This window comes from Pseudomonas kilonensis (assembly GCF_001269885.1).
In the GTDB taxonomy this organism is placed as follows: domain Bacteria; phylum Pseudomonadota; class Gammaproteobacteria; order Pseudomonadales; family Pseudomonadaceae; genus Aquipseudomonas; species Aquipseudomonas kilonensis.
In genome coordinates this window covers 389,183-408,408 of the sequence record NZ_LHVH01000035.1, presented here as the reverse complement: position 1 = coordinate 408,408, position 19,226 = coordinate 389,183, and the positions used below count along the sequence as shown (strand labels likewise).

The following is a 19,226-nucleotide window of genomic DNA, read 5'->3' as shown; positions in this document are numbered from 1 at the left end:
AGACTCCGTTCTTAAGGTTGCTTGAGGGCAATGGCGGTCGGGTTGGCGCTTGGCATCACCTGGGCAGCCAGGCCACCGGCGAACACCTGGTTACCCACCGCCCGCAGGGTGATGACCTGGTAGCGCTGGTCGACGGTGACCTTGACCACCGAGCCGCCCACCGAGCTTGGCAAGGTGACCTGATGCTCGCCTTTCTTCAGGCGCAGGCGCACCACCTGGGTGTAGTCGGGCAGGGTGCGCCAGGTCCGGGTGTCGGCTCCTTCGAGTACCGCCGAGGTGAGCCCCACGGCCAGGCCGGCCAGGGGGTTGGTTTCGTTGATCTGCTTTTGTGCCACGCCACGGCTGACGGCGCGCACGGTGGTGCGCAGGATGATGCCCGGCATGTCGTCGCGCAGGGCCCGGCGGGACATGGCAGTGGTGCTGTTGAGCTGGGTCAGGTCCAACTGACGACCGTCCACACCGATCTGGCCGAAGGTGGCCGTGGAGGTGTCGGGCTTGATCAACGGGAACGACAACGGCGTGATAACCAGGTTGCCACTGATCGGCAAGGGCAGGGGAATGCGGATCGAGTCCCGGGACGGTGCCAGGCCACTCTGCACCACGATCAGGATGTCGCTGTCATCGCTCTTGGCGGGTTTGTCGAGGTCGCGCAGGGCCTGCTCCAGCAACGGTGTGTTGGGGCGCAGTTCGGCGGCCTTGCGATAACCCGGTGCGGCCAGGTCTTTTTCACCCAGGGCTTCGTAGACGAAGCCGGCCAGGTAATGGCTGAACGCGCTCTGGTAACTGTTCTTGAGGCCGACCACTTCCGGTGCGTCGAGGCTGGCCACCGGGTAACCCTGGAGGTCCTTGTATTCGGTCTTGACCCCTTCTTTCTCGGCTTCTTCCTCGCGCTTGAGGTATTGCTTGTCCCGCAGGTCGGCGATCACCGCTTCGCGTTCGTGGGTTTTCTTGATCTGGGTCCGCGCGCCGTCGAAGTCATTCACCGCCAGCAGGTTCAGGGCCATCTGCGTGGTCAGCATGACCTTTTCGTAGTCGTAGCCTTCGTAGCGGCGGACTTTATCGTTGACCAGGAAACTGCCGAACTGGGCCAGGTACTTGGCGGTGTCGAGCTTGACCGCGTCTTCCCACTGACCAACCTGCTGATCGGCGCTGGTCCAGGCTGTCTGGCTGCCGGACAAGTCACCCTTGGCGCGCAGCAACTCACCTTTCTCGAAGTAGTACAGCAGGTCTTTGTCCTTGCTGGAGTTGTTCTTTTCCAGCAGGGTCAGCGCGCCGTCGACGTTGCCGGATGCCAACTGCTGGTTGGTCTGGGCCAATTCGCTGTCGTAGTTGCGAAAGGCCGAGCAGCCGGACAACAAGGTGATCGCGCCGAGGGCGACCGAAAAAACGGCACGGGATGCCATGAACATTTCTTCCCTGAGTAACAGCCGGGGTGTGCGGGTCGGGCTGGAGCGATCCCACGGACAAGCGTCGGGACGCTGCCGGTTCCTCATAAAAAGAGGAGCTTTTATGCCGTCTAATAATAAGAAGGCGGCGGGATTATAAACATGGCGCTTGGCTATGTAATGGCTTTTCAATCTCGAAATGCCTTTTTTGTGACATCACCTCCAAAGCATGAAAATCCGATGAAAATCGGCCCCCGAAACACATCGGCCCTTGAGCCAAAGCCATTGGAAGTGAACAATGTGTTACTTCTTATTACCAACCGAGAGTCATTCATGACTGTGCCGTTCCGTTTCCTGGCCTGGCTTGTGCTGCCATTGCTTGCGCTATGCAGCACTTCGCTGCTGGCCGATACCGTCGAGAGTGCCCCCCAGGCGCTGCATTTGCTGGATTACATCGGGGCGGATTACCCGGCGACGGTCGAGGCGGGCAAGGTCATCGACGACGGGGAATATCGCGAGCAGCTGGAATTTACCCAGGTGCTGGAGGGGTTGGTCGCCGGGCTACCGGCCAAGCCGGAAAAGACTGAGCTGGTCCAAGGCATCAGCACCTTGCGCAGTGCGATCACCCAGCGCCAGGAGGGCGGCGATGTCGCGCGCCTGGCGCGGCAACTGGGGGCCAAGCTGGCGGTGGCATATGAAGTCAGCCAGGCGCCGGTCATCACCCCCGATCCCTCCCGTGGTGCGCCGCTGTATGCCCAGAATTGCTCGGTGTGCCATGGGGCCAACGGTGCCGGCGACGGTCCAGCCGGTGTCGGCATGGAACCGCCGCCCGCCAACATGCGGGATGCCCAGCGCCTGGACCGCCTGAGTCTCTATGCGATCTACAACACCGTCGGCATGGGCATTGAAGGCACCGACATGCCGGCCTTCGCCGATCAGCTCGACGACCGTCAACGCTGGGACCTGGCGACCTACATCGCCAGCTTCAGCGCCGACCCGGCCGCTGCCAAAAGTGAACAGGTCTTCAACCTCGCTGACCTGGCGCGCCAGACCCCGGCCGAAGTCCTCGTCGCGCAAGGCCCCGCAGCGGCGGCGACATTCCGTGCCCAGCGCGCCCAGCCGCCGCAGGTGCAACGTGGCCCGGCGCAGTTGCTCGACTACACGGCCGCCACCCTGGATAAAAGCATCGCGGCGTATCGCGCAGGCGACCATGACCAGGCCTACGACCTGTCGGTAGCGGCTTACCTGGAAGGTTTCGAGCTGGTGGAAAGCTCGCTGGATAACGTCGATGCCAACGTGCGCAAGGACACCGAAAAGGCCCTGATGGCCTATCGTCAGTCGTTGCAGGATGGTTTGCCGGTGGAGCAGGCGGTACAGCGTCTGGACGCGGCCAAGGCCAAGTTGAAGGCGTCTGCCGGCTTGCTGGGCGGTGATGGCTTGAGCTGGTCGCTGAGCTACATCTCCGGGTTGCTGATTTTGCTGCGCGAAGGGCTGGAAGCGATCCTGGTGCTGGCGGCGATCCTGGCGTTCCTGCGTAACACCGGCCAGCAGTCGGCGGTGCGCAGTGTCAACGTTGGTTGGGGCCTGGCGCTGTTGGCTGGCCTGGCGACCTGGGGGCTGGCGGCGTATGTGATCGACGTCAGCGGCGCCCAGCGCGAGCTGCTTGAAGGCGCGACGGCGTTGTTCGCCAGTGTGATGGTGCTGTGGCTGGGTGTGTGGATGCACGACCGTCGCCACGCAGCGGCCTGGCAGGACTACATCAAGAGCAGCCTGGTGGGCGGCGGTGGGCGTTTTGGTTTTGCGATCCTGGCGTTCTTCTCGGTCTATCGCGAACTGTTCGAAGTGATCCTGTTCTACGAAACCCTGTGGCTGCAAGCGGGCCCCGCCGGGCACAACGCGGTGTTGGCCGGTGGCGCGACGGCGCTGGTGTTGCTGGTGGGGCTGGCCTGGGTGATCCTGCGCGGCTCGGCGAAACTGCCGCTGGCGTTGTTCTTCAGCATCAATGCCGCGTTGCTGTGCGCGCTGTCGGTGGTATTTGCCGGTCACGGCGTGAAGGCGTTGCAGGAGGCCGGGATCTTCGGCACCCATCCGGTGGCGTTCTTCGACTTCGACTGGCTGGGTATTCATGCCGATGCCTATTCGCTGGCCGCTCAAGTGGTGGCGATCCTGGTGATTGTGGTGCTGTATGGGCGCAGTTGGGTGGTGGATAAGCGTCGGGTCCAGGTTTCCTGAAAAGCATTCGCTGCGCTCATAATCGCGGGCAAGCCTTGCTCCCACACAAGCTTTTCTCCCACAGGCTATGGGAGCAAGGCTTGTGGGAGCAAGGCTTGTGTGGGAGCAAGGCTTGTGTGGGAGCAAGGCTTGCCCGCGATGCTTTTAATCTAGAGGAAACCATTCAATGCGCGTATGGATCGACGCCGACGCCTGCCCCAAGGCCGCGAAGGAACTGGTGGTCAAGTTCGCCTTGAAGCGCAGGTTCGAGGTGGTGCTGGTGGCCGGTCAGCCGCAGATCAAGCCTGGGCTGGCCTGTGTGAAGCTGATCGTGGTGCCCAGTGGCCCTGATGCGGCGGACGATTACCTGGTGGAGCACGCCGAACCGGGTGAATTGGTGATCTGTAGCGACGTGCCCTTGGCCGACCGGTTGGTGAAGAAGGGCGTTGCCGCGCTGGATCCGCGAGGCAAGGAGTTCGATGCACAGAACATGGGCGACCGACTGGCGGTGCGCAACCTGTTCACCGATTTGCGCGAACAGGGCCACATGGGCGGCGGCCCGGCGGCGTACAGCGAGCGGGACAAGCAGGGGTTTGCCAATGCGCTGGATCGGATCCTGACGCGCCTGACCCGGATTTCCTGAGTCTTGCCTCAATCCCCTTGTGGGAGCGGGCTTGCTCGCGAAGGCGTCGGTTCAGTTGGCCCATCGAGTGGCTGATACACCGCTTTCGCGAGCAAGCCCGCTCCCACAAGGGTTGTTGTGATGTCAGGCGTCGTTCTCGTGCGTTAGCTCCAACACCCGGTCCACCAGCTTGTTGATGCCTGAAGCCGCTTCGCTGATGTTCTGCGCCAGCATGTAGGCCGGGGTACTGACCAGTTTGCGCGCGCGGTCTTCGACGATGTCGGTGACGGCGCAGTCCTCGTGAGTACCCCCCATTTTGGTCACGGCGGCGGCCGTGTCGACATCGTTGCCGATGGTGCAGACCACACCCGGGCCGTAGATCTTCGCCGCCAGGGCCGGGGAGATGCAGATCAGCCCGACCGGTTTGCCGGCCTCGGCAAAGGCCTCGGTCAGTGCCAGGAGCTCTGGCTGGACTGTGCAGCCAGCGCCTTCGACGGCAAAGTTGGAGAGGTTTTTCGCCGCGCCAAAACCACCGGGTACGATCAGGGCGTCGAAATCCTCAGCGCTGGCTTCACGCAAGTCCTTCACGTTGCCGCGGGCGATCCGTGCCGATTCCACCAGCACGTTGCGGCTCTCGGGCATTTCCTCGCCGGTCAGGTGATTGATCACATGCAGTTGGGCAATGTTGGGGGCGAAGCACTGGACCTGTGCTCCACGCTGATCGAGGCGCAGCAAGGTGATCACGCTTTCGTGGATCTCGGCGCCGTCATACACGCCACAGCCGGAAAGGATCACTGCAATTTTTTTGCTCATGGGCTTTTCTCCAGATTCATGGCGTTAAATGTCTACTAATTTGTCACTCGTTGCCATAGGGGGATCGGGCAGCTACACCTAATCTGCCGACTATCTCCCTGCCTTGCATGCCCGGGTTGCGTCATGAATTTCATCCTGTATGCCGTGCCGTTCTTCTTCGTGCTGATCGCCGTCGAGTTGCTGGCCGATCGCTGGCGCGGCGTGAGCCACTACCGCGTGGCAGACGCGATCAACAGCTTGAGCACCGGCGTGCTGTCGACCACCACCGGTTTGCTGACCAAGGGCGTGGGACTTGTCACTTACGCCTTCGCAGTCGAACACTTGGCGGTGATTGAATGGCCCGCCGACCAGGCCTGGACCTGGGTGTTCGCTTTCGTGTTCTACGACTTCTGTTACTACTGGCTGCACCGCATGGGCCATGAGCGCAACATCCTCTGGGCGGCCCATTCGGTGCACCACCAGAGCGAGGACTACAACCTCTCCACCGCGTTGCGCCAGACCAGCACCGGGTTCCTGCTGAGCTGGATCTTCTACGTCCCGCTCGCCGTACTGGGCGTGCCGCTGGTGGTCTTCGTCAGCGTCGCGGCGTTGAATCTGCTGTACCAGTTCTGGGTCCACACCCAGCACATTCCCAAGCTCGGCTGGCTGGAGTGGTGCTTCGTCACGCCGTCCAATCATCGTGCCCACCATGCACAGAACCCTCTCTACATGGATCGCAACTACGGCGGGGTGTTCATTATTTGGGACCGTCTGTTTGGCACCTTCCAGGAAGAAGACACCAACGAACCGGTGATTTTCGGCGTGACCACGCCGCTGGCAAGCTGGAATCCGCTGTGGGCCAACCTGCAGTTCTATGCACAGCTGTGGGCCGATGCGCGGCGGGCCGAGCGCTGGTGGGACAAGTTGCGGATCTGGTTCATGCCCACCGGTTGGCGTCCGACGGACGTCGCGGCCAGGTATCCGCTGAACAAGCCGGACCTGAGCCAGTTCCGCAAGTTCGAAGTGCCGTTGGACCCGCGCCAGCAGTGGTACGTGGGGCTGCAGTTCTGCGCCTACATTGCCTTGGGCAGTTATCTGATGAACCTTGAAACCAGCCTGCCGGTCACCGCCCTGGTGCTGGGTTGGGGGGCGGTGGCGTTCGGTCTGTTCGTGTTGGGCGTGGCCCTGGAGAATCGCCCGTGGGCGTTGCGGCTGGAGCTGTTGCGACTGGCCTCGAACGTGCCGCTGGTATGGCTGGCGCCACTGGCCGGGTTGTGGCCGGCCAGCGCTGTGATGAGCCATGGGGCCTGGGCCGGGCTGCTCAGCTACAGCCTGCTCAGCGGCATCGGGCTGTATTGCTGCCGTACCCGGTTTACTCGGTTGGCGTCGTAGGTTCGCCGGACCTGGCTTGCTCCAGGCGCTCGGCTTCGAGGACTTTCCTGGCCAGCCGGGCATTCTTGATGCGTCGGCGCAGCCACAGGAGCAGGCCCAGCACCAGCAGCGTGCCGAGTACCCACAACTCATACTTCTTGATACTGCCCAGCATGCCCTCGAGCACCGCGCCAAAGTGGTACGCGGCAGCGGCCAATGCCGTGGCCCAGATCGCTGCACCGATGCCGTTGAGCAACAGGTAGCGACCCGGCGGGTAACCTGACAGGCCGATCGCCACCGGCATCACCGTGCGCAGGCCATAGACGAAACGGAAGCTCAGGACCCAGATGTCCGGATGCCGGCGAATGTGCTCCAGTGCCCGATCCCCCATCAACTGCCAGCGCGGCTTGCGCGCCAAGAGCTTGCGGCCGTGCTTGCGCCCCAGGAAATACCACAGCTGATCGCCCGCGTAGCTGCCGCAGAACGCCACGACGACGACCAGGTTGATGTCCATGTAGCCACGGAACGCCAGGAAACCTGCGAGCACGAGGATAGTTTCGCCTTCGAAGAACGTGCCGATAAACAGGGCCAAGTAGCCGAAGTCATGCAGAAATTGTTGGAGCATTGTCTGGGTGCTGGCGAAATGAACGCGCAGCCTAACCCTTCAGGCACATTCAGGAAAGTATCGAAATGTGTCTCGACGTGAACAATTCCTACAATGACAATAACTGCGACGACAGGACGCAGGTGCACATAACTGTAATGTCTTCGTCATAATGGGCGCTTATAACTGTCACGCTCGCCCGTCAGCACGGGCTCAGGAGTCTGCCGTGAGCTTTACCCCCGCCAATCGTCTGTTCCCTGCTACCCGCCTGCGTCGCAACCGCCGTGATGAGTTCTCGCGTCGGCTGGTGCGTGAAAACGTGCTGACCACCAATGACCTGATCCTGCCGGTATTCGTGCTGGACGGTGAGAACCGTCGCGAAGCGGTGGCGTCGATGCCCGGGGTGGAACGCCTGACCATCGACCTGCTGCTCGAAGAAGCCGCCCAGTGGGTCGAGCTGGGCATTCCGGCGCTGGCGCTGTTCCCGGTCACACCGCCGACACTCAAGTCCCTGGACGCCGCCGAAGCCTGGAACCCGGAAGGCATCGCCCAACGCGCGACCCGTGCCCTGCGCGCGCGCTTCCCGGAGCTGGGGGTGATCACCGACGTGGCGCTGGACCCGTTCACCACCCACGGGCAGGACGGTATCCTCGATGAAGAAGGCTACGTGCAGAACGACATTACCGTCGATGCACTGGTCAGGCAGGCCTTGTCCCATGCCGAGGCCGGAGCCCAGGTGGTGGCGCCGTCGGACATGATGGACGGGCGCATCCAGGCGATCCGCGAAGCCCTCGAGGTGGCCGGTCACGTCAACGTGCGGATCATGGCCTACTCGGCCAAGTACGCCAGCGCCTATTACGGCCCGTTCCGCGACGCGGTCGGCTCGGCCCTGAACCTGGGCAAGGCCAACAAGGCCTCTTATCAGATGGACCCGGCCAACAGTCAGGAAGCCTTGCACGAAGTGGCGGCTGACTTGTCAGAAGGGGCAGACATGGTCATGGTCAAGCCTGGCATGCCTTACCTCGACATTCTTTGCCGGGTCAAAGACGAATTCAAAGTGCCGACCTTTGTTTATCAGGTCAGCGGCGAGTACGCGATGCACATGGCCGCGATCCAGAACGGCTGGTTGGGCGAAGGGGTGATCCTGGAGTCCTTGACCGCTTTCAAACGCGCAGGTGCTGATGGCATCCTGACTTACTTTGCTGTGCGCGCCGCCCAATTGTTACGAGAGCAGAAATAGCCTCCCAGGAACTTGCGATGAATACCGAAGGACTCTCCGAAGTTGCCGTAAAAGACGCTCAACCCGTGGTCGAGCAGGTTGCCGAGACACCGCCAGCGTTGGAGCCTGCTGCCCCGGCTGTCGTCGAGCCCGCACCGGCCCCGGCGATTGTGATTCCCAACCTGGATGACAGCAGCCTGTACATCCATCGCGAGCTGTCGCAACTGCAGTTCAACATCCGCGTGCTGGAGCAGGCGCTGGACGAGTCCTATCCGCTGCTGGAACGGCTGAAATTCCTGCTGATCTTTTCCAGCAACCTGGATGAGTTTTTCGAGATCCGCGTCGCCGGCCTGAAGAAGCAGATCACCTTCGCCCGTGAACAGGCCGGCGCCGATGGCCTGCAACCGCACCAGGCCCTGGCGCGCATCAGCGAACTGGTCCACGGTCATGTGGACCGGCAGTACGCGATCCTCAACGACATCCTGTTGCCGGAGCTGGAAAAGCACCAGGTGCGCTTCATCCGTCGCCGCAACTGGAACACCAAGATCAAGACCTGGGTGCGCCGCTATTTCCGCGACGAGATCGCGCCGATCATCACCCCGATCGGCCTCGATCCAACGCACCCGTTCCCACTGCTGGTCAACAAGAGCCTGAACTTCATCGTCGAGTTGGAAGGCATCGACGCCTTCGGTCGCGATTCCGGCCTGGCGATCATCCCGGCGCCACGGCTGTTGCCGCGCATCATCCGTGTGCCGGAAGACGTCGGCGGCCCCGGCGACAATTATGTGTTCCTGTCGTCGATGATCCACGCCCACGCCGATGACCTGTTCCAGGGCATGAAGGTGAAGGGTTGCTACCAGTTCCGCCTGACGCGTAACGCTGACCTGTCGGTGGACACCGAGGACGTCGAAGACCTGGCCCGCGCCCTGCGCGGCGAGCTGTTCTCCCGTCGCTACGGTGATGCGGTGCGCCTGGAGGTGGCCGATACCTGCCCCAAACACCTGTCCGACTACCTGCTCAAACAGTTCAACCTGCATGAGACCGAGCTGTACCAGGTCAACGGCCCGGTCAACCTGACCCGACTGTTCAGCATCACCGGCCTGGACAGCCACCCGGAACTGCAATACCTGCCGTTCACGCCGCAGATCCCGAAACTGCTGCAAAACAGCGAGAACATTTTCAGCGTGATCAGCAAGCAGGACATCCTGCTGTTGCACCCGTTCGAGTCGTTCACGCCGGTGGTCGACCTGCTGCGCCAGGCCGCCAAGGACCCCCACGTCCTGGCGGTGCGCCAGACCCTGTACCGCAGCGGCGCCAACTCGGAAATCGTCGATGCCCTGGTGGACGCGGCGCGAAATGGCAAGGAAGTCACGGCCGTGATCGAATTGCGCGCCCGCTTCGACGAGGAATCCAACCTGCAACTGGCCAGCCGCCTGCAAGCGGCCGGTGCGGTGGTGATCTATGGCGTGGTCGGCTTCAAGACCCACGCCAAGATGATGCTCATCCTGCGCCGTGAAGCCGGTGAGATCGTGCGTTACGCCCACTTGGGCACCGGCAACTACCACGCTGCCAACGCCCGCCTGTACACCGACTACAGCCTGCTGACCTCCGACGATGCCTTGTGCGAAGACGTCGGCAAGCTGTTCAGCCAGTTGATCGGCATGGGCAAGACCCTGCGCATGAAGAAGCTGCTGCATGCGCCGTTCACCCTGAAAAAGGGCATGCTCGACATGATCGCCCGGGAGACGCAGTTCGCCCTGGACGGCAAGCCGGCCCACATCATTGCCAAGTTCAACTCGCTGACCGACCCGAAGATCATTCGTGCGTTGTACAAGGCCAGCCAGTCGGGCGTGCGCATCGATCTGGTGGTGCGGGGCATGTGCTGCCTGCGGCCAGGCATTCCGGGGGTGTCCCACAACATCCATGTCCGCTCGATCATCGGGCGGTTCCTGGAGCATACGCGGGTGTTCTACTTCCTCAACGGCGGTGAGGAGCAGATGTTCCTGTCCAGCGCCGACTGGATGGAGCGCAACCTCGACAAGCGGGTCGAGACCTGCTTCCCGGTGGAAGGCAAGAAGCTGATCCTGCGGGTCAAGAAGGAGCTGGAAAGCTACCTGACCGACAACACCCACAGCTGGAGCCTGCAGTCGGATGGCCGTTACATCCGCAACACGCCGACCGGCAACCAGAACCCGCGCAGCGCCCAGGCGACGTTGCTCGAGCGCTTGAGCAGCCCGGTGTTGGCGGTTCGTTAAAAACTCGGTGGGTGGCGGCAGGCTCAGCTTTTGTGGCGAGGGGATTTATCCCCGCTGGGCCGCGAAGCGGCCCCAAAGAGTTGAAGGCAATCAGCCCGACAAAACGGGTAGGCTGGTTTTAGGGCTGCTACGCAGCCCAGCGGGGATAAATCCCCTCGCCACAAGAGATCTGCGTTGCAGTCGATAATCAGTGGATGTTCAGCACAATCCCGACCCGGGTCAGCCAGTCGGCTTCCTGGGCGAAGTCGGCCTGGGTCAGTTGATTCTCTTCCAGCCATTTTTCGGGAAACAGCACATCCAACTGATCGCCATTGGCGTGCAGGACCACCTGGGGCATTTCCTGGGTGCCACGGATGTGGTGGAACAGGATCGCGAAGCGCAGCAGCACGCACAGGCGAATCAGCTTGATGCCGTCATCGCCGAACTCGGCAAATTTATCCTTGGGAATGTTGCGCCGATGGCCGCGTACCAACAGCGCGAGCATTTGCTGGTCTTCTCGGGAAAACCCCGCCAGGTCCGAATGCTCGATCAGGTAGGCGCCGTGCTTGTGGTAGTGATAGTGGGCGATGTCCAGGCCCACTTCATGGACCTTGGCGGCCCAGCCCAGCAACTCGCGCCACACCCCGTCGTTCAAGTCCCAGTCATCGGCGACCTGGTCGAAGGCGTGCAGCGCCTTGCGTTCGACCCGTACGGCTTGTTCCAGGTCGACGTGATAACGCTCCATGAGCGAGCCCAGGGTGCGCTCGCGCACGTCTTCGTGATGATGACGTCCCAGCAGGTCGTAGAGCACGCCTTCGCGCAGGGCGCCTTCACAGTGGTCCATGCGTTGCAGTTCGAGGGCGTCGAAAATCGCCTCGAGGATCGCCAGGCCCGCGGGGAAAATCGCTCGGCGGTCGGGCTTGATGCCTTCGAAATCGATCTTGTCCGCTTCACCGAGCTTGAACACCCGGCGCTTGAGCCAGGCCAGGCCCTCGGCGTTGACCTCGCCGGTGCCGTAACCACCGGCCTTGAGGGCCAGGCCGATGGCCCGGATGGTTCCTGAGGAGCCGATGGCTTCGTCCCAGGTCAGGCGGTGCAGGGCGTGTTCGATGCTCATGATTTCCAGGCGCGCCGCCGTGTAGGCCTGGGCGTAGCGGGCCGGGGTGATCTTGCCGTCGCGGAAATAACGCTGGGTGTAGCTGACGCAGCCCATCTGCAGGCTTTCGCGCAGCAGCGGTTCGAAGCGCTGGCCGATGATGAATTCGGTACTGCCGCCACCGATGTCCGCCACCAGGCGCTTGCCCGGCGTGTCGGCCAAGGTGTGGGAGACGCCCAGATAGATCAGGCGCGCTTCTTCACGGCCGGAAATGACTTCCACCGGATGCCCGAGGATTTCTTCAGCGCGGCGGATGAACTCGCCACGGTTGCGCGCCTCGCGCAGGGCGTTGGTGCCCACGATCCGCACCGCGCCCAGGGGCATACCGTTGATCAGTTGGGCAAACCGCTTGAGGCAATCGAGCCCGCGCTGGATGGATTCTTCGCTCAGCTTGCGCTCTTCGTCGATGCCGGCGGCCAGTTGGACCTTCTCGCCGAGCCGCTCAAGAATGCGGATTTCCCCGTTCTGGGCCTTGGCGACGACCATGTGGAAGCTGTTGGAGCCCAGGTCTATGGCAGCGATCAGGGACAGATTCTTGGCTTGGGATGGCGGCATGGTCAAAAAGTCTCGGTCGATAACCACGTCATCCTGCCACGATCGACCGTCGCCGCCAACGGATGCGAGTGAGGTTCGGTCGCCGACAGGTTTTTGGCTGAAGGTAGAAAAGATATAACTTAGTGGGAGGCCTCTGTAAGAAATCAACTTTTACATCTGGGCGTATGGCACTTTCCTACAAGGATAGTTGATATTTCCGGCTTATTTTTAAGAGGACTTAACCGAGACTTCCGTTCGGCAATTTCGCCGTGCTGTTAGTTGTTGTGACTGCTTCAGGTTCAGGAAGAAAAATTGTCTGCTGAGTTAGGCTGTTGGGATAAGGAATTCCCGGGCGTTGCATGAACGGCATCTCATTGATGTTAGTTGAGGAATCAAGAAATGAAAAAAATACTTGGGTTGACAGCAGTCAGTGTTCTCGCCTTGGCCTGCGCCAATGTTCAAGCTGCTGATTTGCAGGTGACGGGCAGTATCGTTCCTGGCAGTTGCTCGCTGAATATTCCTACGTTGGCTGTGGATTATGGACGACTTACCGTCACTGACTTGAGTCCTGTCGATTACACCGCACTGCAAAAGTTGACCACGACGTTCAGCATCGCCTGTGATGGACCAACGCTTGTTGGCTTGACTGCTGCCGACAATCGGGCCGCCAGCAGAAAGCATGAAGCCATGGTTGCGATTGATCCTGGCCTTGCCGACCCGCGTAATAGTTTTGGACTGGGTACAAACACCGAGGGTGGAAAGATTGGAGCCTACAGCCTGCATGTCCGCAATTATTCTGTGGACGGCAGCACCGATTTCAGAACTATTTTGAACGGCGGAGGTAACTGGTCGGGGGCGAGCGATCTTTTTCGAAGCACGCCCAACTATGTCCTCTCGTGGTCTCCTAACGGGGCCAACAGCCCCCATCTTCTGACAACCGTTACCGGTGAGTTGGAAGTCCAGGCCGCCATCAACAACACGACTGAGCTTGCTCTTCTGGAGCAGGTGGACATAGATGGCAGTGCAACGATGGAGCTGACCTACATCTAACACCGATGCCAGCTCCTGTCCCGGGGCTGGCTCTTTTACTGGGCATGATTGGCTCTGTACCGCTGGTTGAAGCTGACGACTAACAATCGTCGATGCATCAAGCAGCGGTCGTTTTTGAGTTTTATTCTTCTAGTTATATATGTCGCTCCATGAACTTCGATTCGTGGCGGGAGAGTGCGTGTTGAATTTTTTATCGAGATTGAAATTTTCTTGGTGTGCATCACTGTGCCTGGTGTGCGGGTCGGCAATGGCCGCCGGCATGCAGCCGGAAACCACCGTGGTCATCTTTTATGAAGAACATGGCGAAGCCACCATCAACCTCCGGAATACCGATGCCGGCCCGACCCTGCTTCATTCAAAAGTTGAACACATACCGGAAGACTCCGAACTGTCGGTGATCGTGACGCCGCCGATCACGCGCGTCGATGCGGGCGAAACGCAGTTGATCCGTTTGATCGGGGCATTCAAGGAGCCGCTCAAGACCCAGCGACTCAAGCGGGTCACCTTCGAAGGTATCCCGCAGAAGAAATCCACCGGCGGTGCCACGGTGGGCATCAATATCCGGCATAACCTGCCGCTTATCATCCATCCCAAGGGCTTGGCTCGGCATCAGGCGCCTTGGGAGCTTCTGAAATGGAAAACCGATGGGGAGAGCCTGGCGGTTGAGAACGACAGCCCCTATGTCGTGCGCTTGTCTGAGCGGGTACAGCTGAACCCACTGGAAACCCCGGTTTCCCTGCCTCGCACTTACATCTTGCCGGGCGAAACCCTGACGGCCCCATTCAAGGAGCCTACGTCAGCCGTGACTTCGGTCACGATCCAGCCTGCGACAGTGTACGGGTTTGCGATTGGCAACTTCGATGCACCGGTCACACGTCAATGATGACGGTCATGCAGGCCGAGCCCTGTCTGGTCGTGCGCAACGGCGGTCGTCGATTCGTTTGCGGGCGGGGTGCTGGAGGACTTTGGTCGCGCAAGCTGATTTTATCCGCGGCAATCTGGTGTGGAACCGGCGGATATGTGCTCGCGCAGGGACTGGGCAAGGCCGGCGAGACGCTGGCGCAATTCGACACCTCGATCCTCTCGTCCCGGGGGATCGACCCGGGTGTTTCGGACTATTTTCGTCACGCGCCGCGTTTTCATGAGGGCACGCGGGTGGTGAGTCTGCGGGTCAACGGCAATCAGCTCGGGTTGACCGAGGCGCGATTCGATCGTGAGGGCGAGTTGTGCTTCACCCAGGTTCTCTTGGATAAGGCCGGTTTGCGCGTGCCTGCCGCCACCGTCGACCAGGGAGAATGGAGCGAACCGGCATGCCATGATTTTCTGGCTCAATACCCCAATACCGTCGTGAGCCTGCGCCCCAATCGCGAGGAGGTCGCTTTGGTGGTGCCGAGCGAGGCGTTTCGCGAGCTGGGGTTGGACGAAGGGATGTTTTCCCGAGGCGGCCTGGCAGGCCTGCTCAACTACGATGTGCTGGGCCTGGAAAGCCAGTCGCGTTCAGGCGGTGCAAGCCGTTATCTATCCGTTGCCACGGAAGCCGGCGTCAACCTGGGGGACTGGATCGTGCGCAGCCGGCAGCTTAATACCTCGATCAACGGGGTGCAGCGCAGCGAGCATTTGTACGCCTACGCCCAGCGCGACCTGTTGCCCTGGCAATCCACTTTCCAGCTCGGACAGCTCTCCAGCAACAGCCCGGTGTTTGGTGGTGTCCAGTTCTCCGGCCTGCAATTTTTCCCCGACGGCGTAAAGCGCAACGCCGGCGCGAGTGGCGCCGTGGTGGAAGGGCTGGCGCTGAGCCAGTCCCGCGTGGAGGTCCGTCAGTCCGGCGCGTTGATCTATACAACGCTGGTTCCGGAAGGGCCCTTCACGCTCAGCAATTTGCCGCTGCTCAACGGCACCAGCGATCTTGAAGTGAGCGTGATCGAGGAGAACGGCGCGGAGCAGCGTTTTGTCGTGCCGGCGGCGTCTTTCCGGGGCGCGGCACCCGCTCAGTCGGGCTATTACGTCTCCCTCGGCCAGGTACGTGCGTCAGAAGGCAGTGAGGGCGACCAGCCGCTGCTGGCAATGGGGAGCGCAAGCTGGGGGCTCGGGCGCAGTTCGGCCCTGAGTACTGGCCTGGTGGGCGCGCAAACTTATCAGGCGGCGGGCCTTGGGCTCGATACCCGCCCCATGGAAAACCTGACGCTTGGCGCGCGCGGCAATGTCTCGCGCGACAAGGCCAGCGGTGAGTCCGGCGCGCGCAGCAGCCTTTCGCTGGGCACTTCTCTGGCCGACAACCTGGACCTGACACTCAGCGCCACCCGGCAAACCCCAGGCTACCGCGAGGTCTCGCAGATCCACTACGTCGACAGGCATACCGACCGGGATGATTTTCTTGCGTCGCGCTTCAAGGACCAATACACGGCTGGACTCAGCTGGTTCGATCCGGCGCTGGGCGGTTTCTCGGTCGGTTACTCGCGATCATCGCAATTCGATGATCAGGCCTACGCGCGTTTACATGGCTCTTGGAGCAAATCGTTCAAGCACGCGAGTGTGAGTGCCTACATCGACTCGGCGGTCGGTGCGTCAGGCTCGTATGACGAAGGCGTGTCAGTTCGCCTGCAGGTCAGCGTACCGCTGGGCAAGGACCGGCGTGCCCGTTCCTCCATCAGGCACCAGGGAAGTCGCTCCACCATGACGGCGGCCTACAGTGAGCGTGTCAACGAATACCTCAACTATGAGGTCGGCGCCGAACAGGGGCTGAACCATCCGCAATCCCTGACGCGAGGCACTGTCAACGCTACGCCGCGCTATACCCAGGTCGGATTGACGGCCAGTCAGGATCGTTTCAGCACCAATTACAGCGGATATCTAAAAGGTGGCGTCGTGGCCCACGGACAAGGGATGACGTTTTCCCCTTACAGGGTCCAGGAAACGTTTGGTGTCGTTTCCCTGGCAGGTGTTCCTGGGGCCAGGATAAGCACACCGCAAGGCCCGGTGTGGACGGACGCCAAGGGCCGCGCGGTCATCGCCAGTTTGCCCGCCTACAACAACAGCCGGCTCGAAGTGGACACCCGGTCGCTGCCCAAACGTGTGGATATCCAGAACGGCACCAAGGTCCTGAGCGCCGGGCGCGGCTCATTCAATGCCGTCGACTTTTCGGTGGTCAACGTCCGCAGGCTGTTGCTGCATGCTCGCGACGAAGGCGGCCAGGCGCTTCCTCACGGTGTCTCGGTACTGGCCGACAATGACGACTTCCTCACCAGCGTGGCGGGCGACGGCATGATTTTCATTGGCGATATCGGCGGGCAGCAGGCCCTGAAAGTAGCGCTGTCCGATTCCAGGACCTGCCAACTTCAATTCGAACTGACGGAAGACAATGATGAAGATCTCCCTTATGAAAGCGCTTCGGCGGTATGCCGTGACCTTCAGTCAAATGAGGCACTGGCGACTGCCGAGGAGCCTGAGTTGCCTGAGTTGCTCGATGGCGATACTGATGCTGGCGAGCCCAGCGAAAGCTGAGCAATGCAATGTGTCGCTGAGTCAGGATCGGGTCGATTATGGCCGCCTGCACCGGGGCGGACTGCAGGTCGAGCAGCCGGGCAAGGCTGAGCTGGCGCTGGGTAAGCGAACCTTGAACCTGAGCGTGGTCTGTCCCCAGCCCACCGCGATGGCTTTGCGTTTCGACGGCCCCGGCGCCGGCCCCGAGGCCTTCAGCCTGGGATTGCAAGGCAACTTCACGTTGAGCCTCAGGCAGCCCCGGCTGGACGGGCAGGCTGTCGAATTGTTCCAGGGGCGCGCGCGTTCCCTGGAACAGGCCAGTCGCTTGTTGCCCGGCCAGACATTGGTTGCCCGACAGGGCGGTGCGCCTATCCAGGGGCGGATGTTTTCCGCGCAAGTCGAGATTGAAACCTACTTGCCCGTAACGGCGACGCGGGTTCGCGAGGAAACGTTGATCGAGGGTCGTGGACGCTTCGAATTGGTATCCGCCCACTGACCGTCACGCCGCCGGCTCCACGGTGCCGATGAAGTTCGCCAGTTCGGCTGTCTGCGGATTGGCGAACAACACCTTGGGATCGCCCACCTCGTGCACCTTGCCCTGGTGCATGAACACCAGTTTGTCGCCGACTTCCCGGGCAAAACGCATTTCATGGGTGACCATGATCAGCGTCATGCCTTCCTTGGCCAGTTGCCGCACCACGCTGAGCACTTCGTTGACCAGCTCCGGGTCCAGGGCCGAGGTGATTTCGTCGCACAGCAGCACTTTCGGCGACATCGCCAGCGCCCGGGCAATTGCCACCCGTTGTTGCTGGCCACCGGACAAGCGGTCCGGGAAGGCATCGAATTTCTCGCCAAGCCCGACCCGTTCCAGCATCTGCCGCGCCAGCACGGCCGCCTTGGCCTTGGGCACTTTTTGCACAACCTGCGGCGCGAGCATGACGTTTTCGCCAACCGTCAGGTGCGGGAACAGGTTGAACTGCTGGAACACCATCCCGACTTTCTGCCGCAGGCTGCGCAGATCGGCGCGGGCCGCATCGAGGTATTCGCCGTCGACTTCGATCACACCATCGTTGATCGATTCCAGGCCGTTGAGGGTGCGCAGCAAGGTGGATTTGCCCGAGCCGCTGCGGCCGATGATCGCCACCACCTGGCCTTCCTCGACACTCAGGTCGATGCCTTTGAGCACGTGATGATCGCCGTAGTATTTATGCAGGGCGGTAATTCTAAGCAGAGGCATGCAGTCTCCTTTCCAGGTAGCGCGCACTGAGGGACAAGGGGTAGCAGAGCAGGAAATAGCCGAGGGCGACCAGGCCATAGACCATGAACGGCTCGAACGTGGCGTTGGCGAGCATGCCGCCGGTCTTGGTCAGTTCGGTAAAGCCAATGATCGAGGTCACGGCCGTGCCCTTGACCACTTGCACCGAAAAGCCCACGGTCGGCGCCACGGCGATACGCAGGGCCTGGGGCAGGATCACGTAGCGCAACTGCTCCAGCGGGTTGAGGGCCAGGCTCGCCGAGGCTTCCCACTGGCCGTAGGAAATCGAGTCGACACAACCGCGCCAGATCTCCGCCAGGTAGGCGCTGGTAAACAGCGTCAAGGCAATCGCCGCCGCCATCCAGGGGGAAATTTCCACCCCGGCCAGGGCCACGCCGAAGAACACCAGGAACAGCTGCATCAACAGCGGTGTGCCTTGGAACAGCTCAATGTAGGTACGGGCGATGTTGCGGGGCAGGGCGCGCTTGGAGATGCGCAGCACCATCACCAGCAAGCCGATCACGCCACCGCCGATAAACGCCACCAGCGACAGCGCCAGGGTCCATTGCAGGCCGGTGAGCAGGTTGCGCACCACGTCCCAGAAAGTGAAATCGCTCATCGGCCGCTCCCGTTGCCGCTCTTGTACAGGCAACGGCGGCCCACCCAGTTGAGGAACTGGCGGATCAACAGCGCCATGCACAAGTAGATGAGCGTGGTCAGCGCATAGGTTTCGAACGCGCGGAAGTTGCGCGACTGAATGAAGTTGGCGGCAAAGCTCAACTCTTCGGTGGCGATCTGCGAACAGACCGCCGAGCCGAGCATCACGATGATGATCTGGCTGCTCAACGCCGGCCAGACCTTGCCCAGCGCCGGCAGCAGCACCACATGACGGAAGGCCTCGAAGCGGCTCATCGCCAGGGCCGCGGCGGCTTCAAGTTGCCCCCGTGGGATCGCCTGGATGCCGGCACGGATGATCTCGGTGGAGTAGGCGCCAAGGTTGATCACCATCGCCAATACTGCGGCCTGCCATTCGGAAATCTGCAGGCCCAGGGACGGCAAGCCGAAGAAGATGAAAAACAGCTGCACCAGGAACGGCGTGTTGCGGATCAACTCCACGTACACGCCGAAGATCGCCGCGAACGGGCGAATGTTCCACGCCCGCACCACGGCCCCGACGATGCCCAGGCTGACCCCGAGCAACGTGCCGATGGCCGTCAGTTCCAGGGTGAACAGCGCACCGCGCAACAGCAGCTCGGTGTTTTGCACCACCGGTAGAAAATCGAACTGATAAGCCATGCTCAGCCTCTCAAGCG

At 61.5% G+C, this 19,226-nt stretch carries 16 protein-coding genes; 9 read left to right on the top strand and 7 right to left on the bottom strand.

The window, feature by feature from the left end; genetic code table 11:
* Positions 1-11: 11 nt before the first annotated feature.
* Positions 12-1,403 (bottom strand): COG3014 family protein, encoded by a 1,392-nt coding sequence (locus AD662_RS27260; protein WP_033062779.1) that lies wholly within the window; start codon positions 1,401-1,403, stop codon positions 12-14.
* 315 nt (positions 1,404-1,718) lie between these two features.
* On the opposite strand from AD662_RS27260, the gene AD662_RS27255 reads away from it, so the two are divergent.
* A complete protein-coding gene (locus AD662_RS27255) occupies positions 1,719-3,617 on the top strand; it encodes an FTR1 family protein (protein WP_053190065.1) in 1,899 nt (632 codons plus the stop codon).
* Between the two features lie 166 nt (positions 3,618-3,783).
* Positions 3,784-4,239 carry a YaiI/YqxD family protein gene (locus AD662_RS27250; RefSeq protein ID WP_053190064.1) on the top strand — a complete coding sequence of 152 codons (456 nt, stop codon included), beginning with the start codon at positions 3,784-3,786 and terminating at the stop codon, positions 4,237-4,239.
* A 123-nt stretch (positions 4,240-4,362) separates the two neighbouring features.
* Here AD662_RS27250 and elbB read toward each other — a convergent pair whose 3' ends face one another.
* Positions 4,363-5,031, bottom strand: coding sequence for an isoprenoid biosynthesis glyoxalase ElbB (elbB, locus tag AD662_RS27245; RefSeq protein WP_024619875.1), 669 nt, complete (start codon positions 5,029-5,031; stop codon positions 4,363-4,365).
* Between the two features lie 123 nt (positions 5,032-5,154).
* Between elbB and AD662_RS27240 the strand changes: the two genes are divergently transcribed.
* Positions 5,155-6,402, top strand: coding sequence for a sterol desaturase family protein (locus tag AD662_RS27240; RefSeq protein WP_053190063.1), 1,248 nt, complete (start codon positions 5,155-5,157; stop codon positions 6,400-6,402).
* Here AD662_RS27240 and AD662_RS27235 read toward each other — a convergent pair.
* Entirely contained in the window at positions 6,383-7,006 is a 624-nt protein-coding gene (locus AD662_RS27235) for a DedA family protein (RefSeq protein ID WP_053190062.1), read from the bottom strand. The genes AD662_RS27240 and AD662_RS27235 overlap by 20 nt on opposite strands.
* Positions 7,007-7,211: 205 nt before the next feature.
* On the opposite strand from AD662_RS27235, the gene hemB reads away from it, so the two are divergent.
* Positions 7,212-8,225 (top strand): porphobilinogen synthase, encoded by a 1,014-nt coding sequence (gene hemB / locus AD662_RS27230; protein WP_053190061.1) that lies wholly within the window; start codon positions 7,212-7,214, stop codon positions 8,223-8,225.
* A 17-nt stretch (positions 8,226-8,242) separates the two neighbouring features.
* A complete protein-coding gene (ppk1, locus tag AD662_RS27225) occupies positions 8,243-10,459 on the top strand; it encodes a polyphosphate kinase 1 (protein WP_014340795.1) in 2,217 nt (738 codons plus the stop codon).
* Positions 10,460-10,646: 187 nt separating this feature from the next.
* On the opposite strand, the gene ppx is transcribed toward ppk1, so the two are convergent.
* Positions 10,647-12,149, bottom strand: coding sequence for an exopolyphosphatase (gene ppx / locus AD662_RS27220; RefSeq protein WP_018610680.1), 1,503 nt, complete (start codon positions 12,147-12,149; stop codon positions 10,647-10,649).
* Positions 12,150-12,527: 378 nt separating this feature from the next.
* Here ppx and AD662_RS27215 point away from each other — a divergent pair, with 378 nt between their 5' ends.
* From AD662_RS27215 to AD662_RS27200, 4 genes are all read left to right on the top strand, one after another.
* The gene (locus AD662_RS27215) at positions 12,528-13,178 is read left to right on the top strand and encodes a DUF1120 domain-containing protein (protein WP_018610678.1); all 651 of its coding nucleotides are present in this window, start codon (positions 12,528-12,530) and stop codon (positions 13,176-13,178) included.
* A gap of 178 nt (positions 13,179-13,356) precedes the next feature.
* On the top strand, positions 13,357-14,061 hold the full coding sequence (locus tag AD662_RS27210; protein ID WP_235862378.1) for a fimbria/pilus chaperone family protein: 705 nt from the start codon (positions 13,357-13,359) through the stop codon (positions 14,059-14,061).
* 8 nt (positions 14,062-14,069) lie between these two features.
* Positions 14,070-16,679 carry a fimbria/pilus outer membrane usher protein gene (locus AD662_RS27205; protein ID WP_248842557.1) on the top strand — a complete coding sequence of 870 codons (2,610 nt, stop codon included), beginning with the start codon at positions 14,070-14,072 and terminating at the stop codon, positions 16,677-16,679.
* Between the two features lie 10 nt (positions 16,680-16,689).
* Entirely contained in the window at positions 16,690-17,154 is a 465-nt protein-coding gene (locus AD662_RS27200) for a DUF1120 domain-containing protein (RefSeq protein ID WP_235862376.1), read from the top strand.
* A 3-nt stretch (positions 17,155-17,157) separates the two neighbouring features.
* Here AD662_RS27200 and AD662_RS27195 read toward each other — a convergent pair whose 3' ends face one another.
* The 3 genes from AD662_RS27195 to AD662_RS27185 are packed head-to-tail and all read right to left on the bottom strand — an operon-like array spanning position 17,158 to position 19,209.
* Positions 17,158-17,895, bottom strand: a complete 738-nt coding sequence (locus AD662_RS27195; protein ID WP_018610670.1) for an amino acid ABC transporter ATP-binding protein — start codon at positions 17,893-17,895, stop codon at positions 17,158-17,160.
* A complete protein-coding gene (locus tag AD662_RS27190; protein WP_053190058.1) occupies positions 17,882-18,532 on the bottom strand; it encodes an amino acid ABC transporter permease in 651 nt (216 codons plus the stop codon). The genes AD662_RS27195 and AD662_RS27190 overlap by 14 nt, the downstream gene beginning before the upstream one ends.
* Positions 18,529-19,209: an amino acid ABC transporter permease gene (locus AD662_RS27185; protein WP_014340792.1), complete on the bottom strand. Its 681-nt coding sequence runs from the start codon at positions 19,207-19,209 to the stop codon at positions 18,529-18,531. Before AD662_RS27185 ends, AD662_RS27190 begins: the two co-directional genes overlap by 4 nt.
* Positions 19,210-19,226: the final 17 nt, after the last annotated feature.

Excerpts from the sequence above, each read along its gene's own strand:
- ppk1 (WP_014340795.1), top strand. The coding sequence starts at position 8,243 with ATGAATACCGAAGGACTCTCCGAAGTTGCCGTAAAAGACGCTCAACCC.
- AD662_RS27195 (WP_018610670.1), bottom strand. The coding sequence starts at position 17,895 with ATGCCTCTGCTTAGAATTACCGCCCTGCATAAATACTACGGCGATCAT.
- AD662_RS27250 (WP_053190064.1), top strand. The coding sequence starts at position 3,784 with ATGCGCGTATGGATCGACGCCGACGCCTGCCCCAAGGCCGCGAAGGAA.
- AD662_RS27205 (WP_248842557.1), top strand. The coding sequence starts at position 14,070 with ATGCAGGCCGAGCCCTGTCTGGTCGTGCGCAACGGCGGTCGTCGATTC.
- AD662_RS27260 (WP_033062779.1), bottom strand. The coding sequence starts at position 1,403 with ATGGCATCCCGTGCCGTTTTTTCGGTCGCCCTCGGCGCGATCACCTTG.
- ppx (WP_018610680.1), bottom strand. The coding sequence starts at position 12,149 with ATGCCGCCATCCCAAGCCAAGAATCTGTCCCTGATCGCTGCCATAGAC.
- AD662_RS27185 (WP_014340792.1), bottom strand. The coding sequence starts at position 19,209 with ATGGCTTATCAGTTCGATTTTCTACCGGTGGTGCAAAACACCGAGCTG.
- AD662_RS27215 (WP_018610678.1), top strand. The coding sequence starts at position 12,528 with ATGAAAAAAATACTTGGGTTGACAGCAGTCAGTGTTCTCGCCTTGGCC.
- elbB (WP_024619875.1), bottom strand. The coding sequence starts at position 5,031 with ATGAGCAAAAAAATTGCAGTGATCCTTTCCGGCTGTGGCGTGTATGAC.
- AD662_RS27190 (WP_053190058.1), bottom strand. The coding sequence starts at position 18,532 with ATGAGCGATTTCACTTTCTGGGACGTGGTGCGCAACCTGCTCACCGGC.
- AD662_RS27255 (WP_053190065.1), top strand. The coding sequence starts at position 1,719 with ATGACTGTGCCGTTCCGTTTCCTGGCCTGGCTTGTGCTGCCATTGCTT.
- AD662_RS27240 (WP_053190063.1), top strand. The coding sequence starts at position 5,155 with ATGAATTTCATCCTGTATGCCGTGCCGTTCTTCTTCGTGCTGATCGCC.
- AD662_RS27235 (WP_053190062.1), bottom strand. The coding sequence starts at position 7,006 with ATGCTCCAACAATTTCTGCATGACTTCGGCTACTTGGCCCTGTTTATC.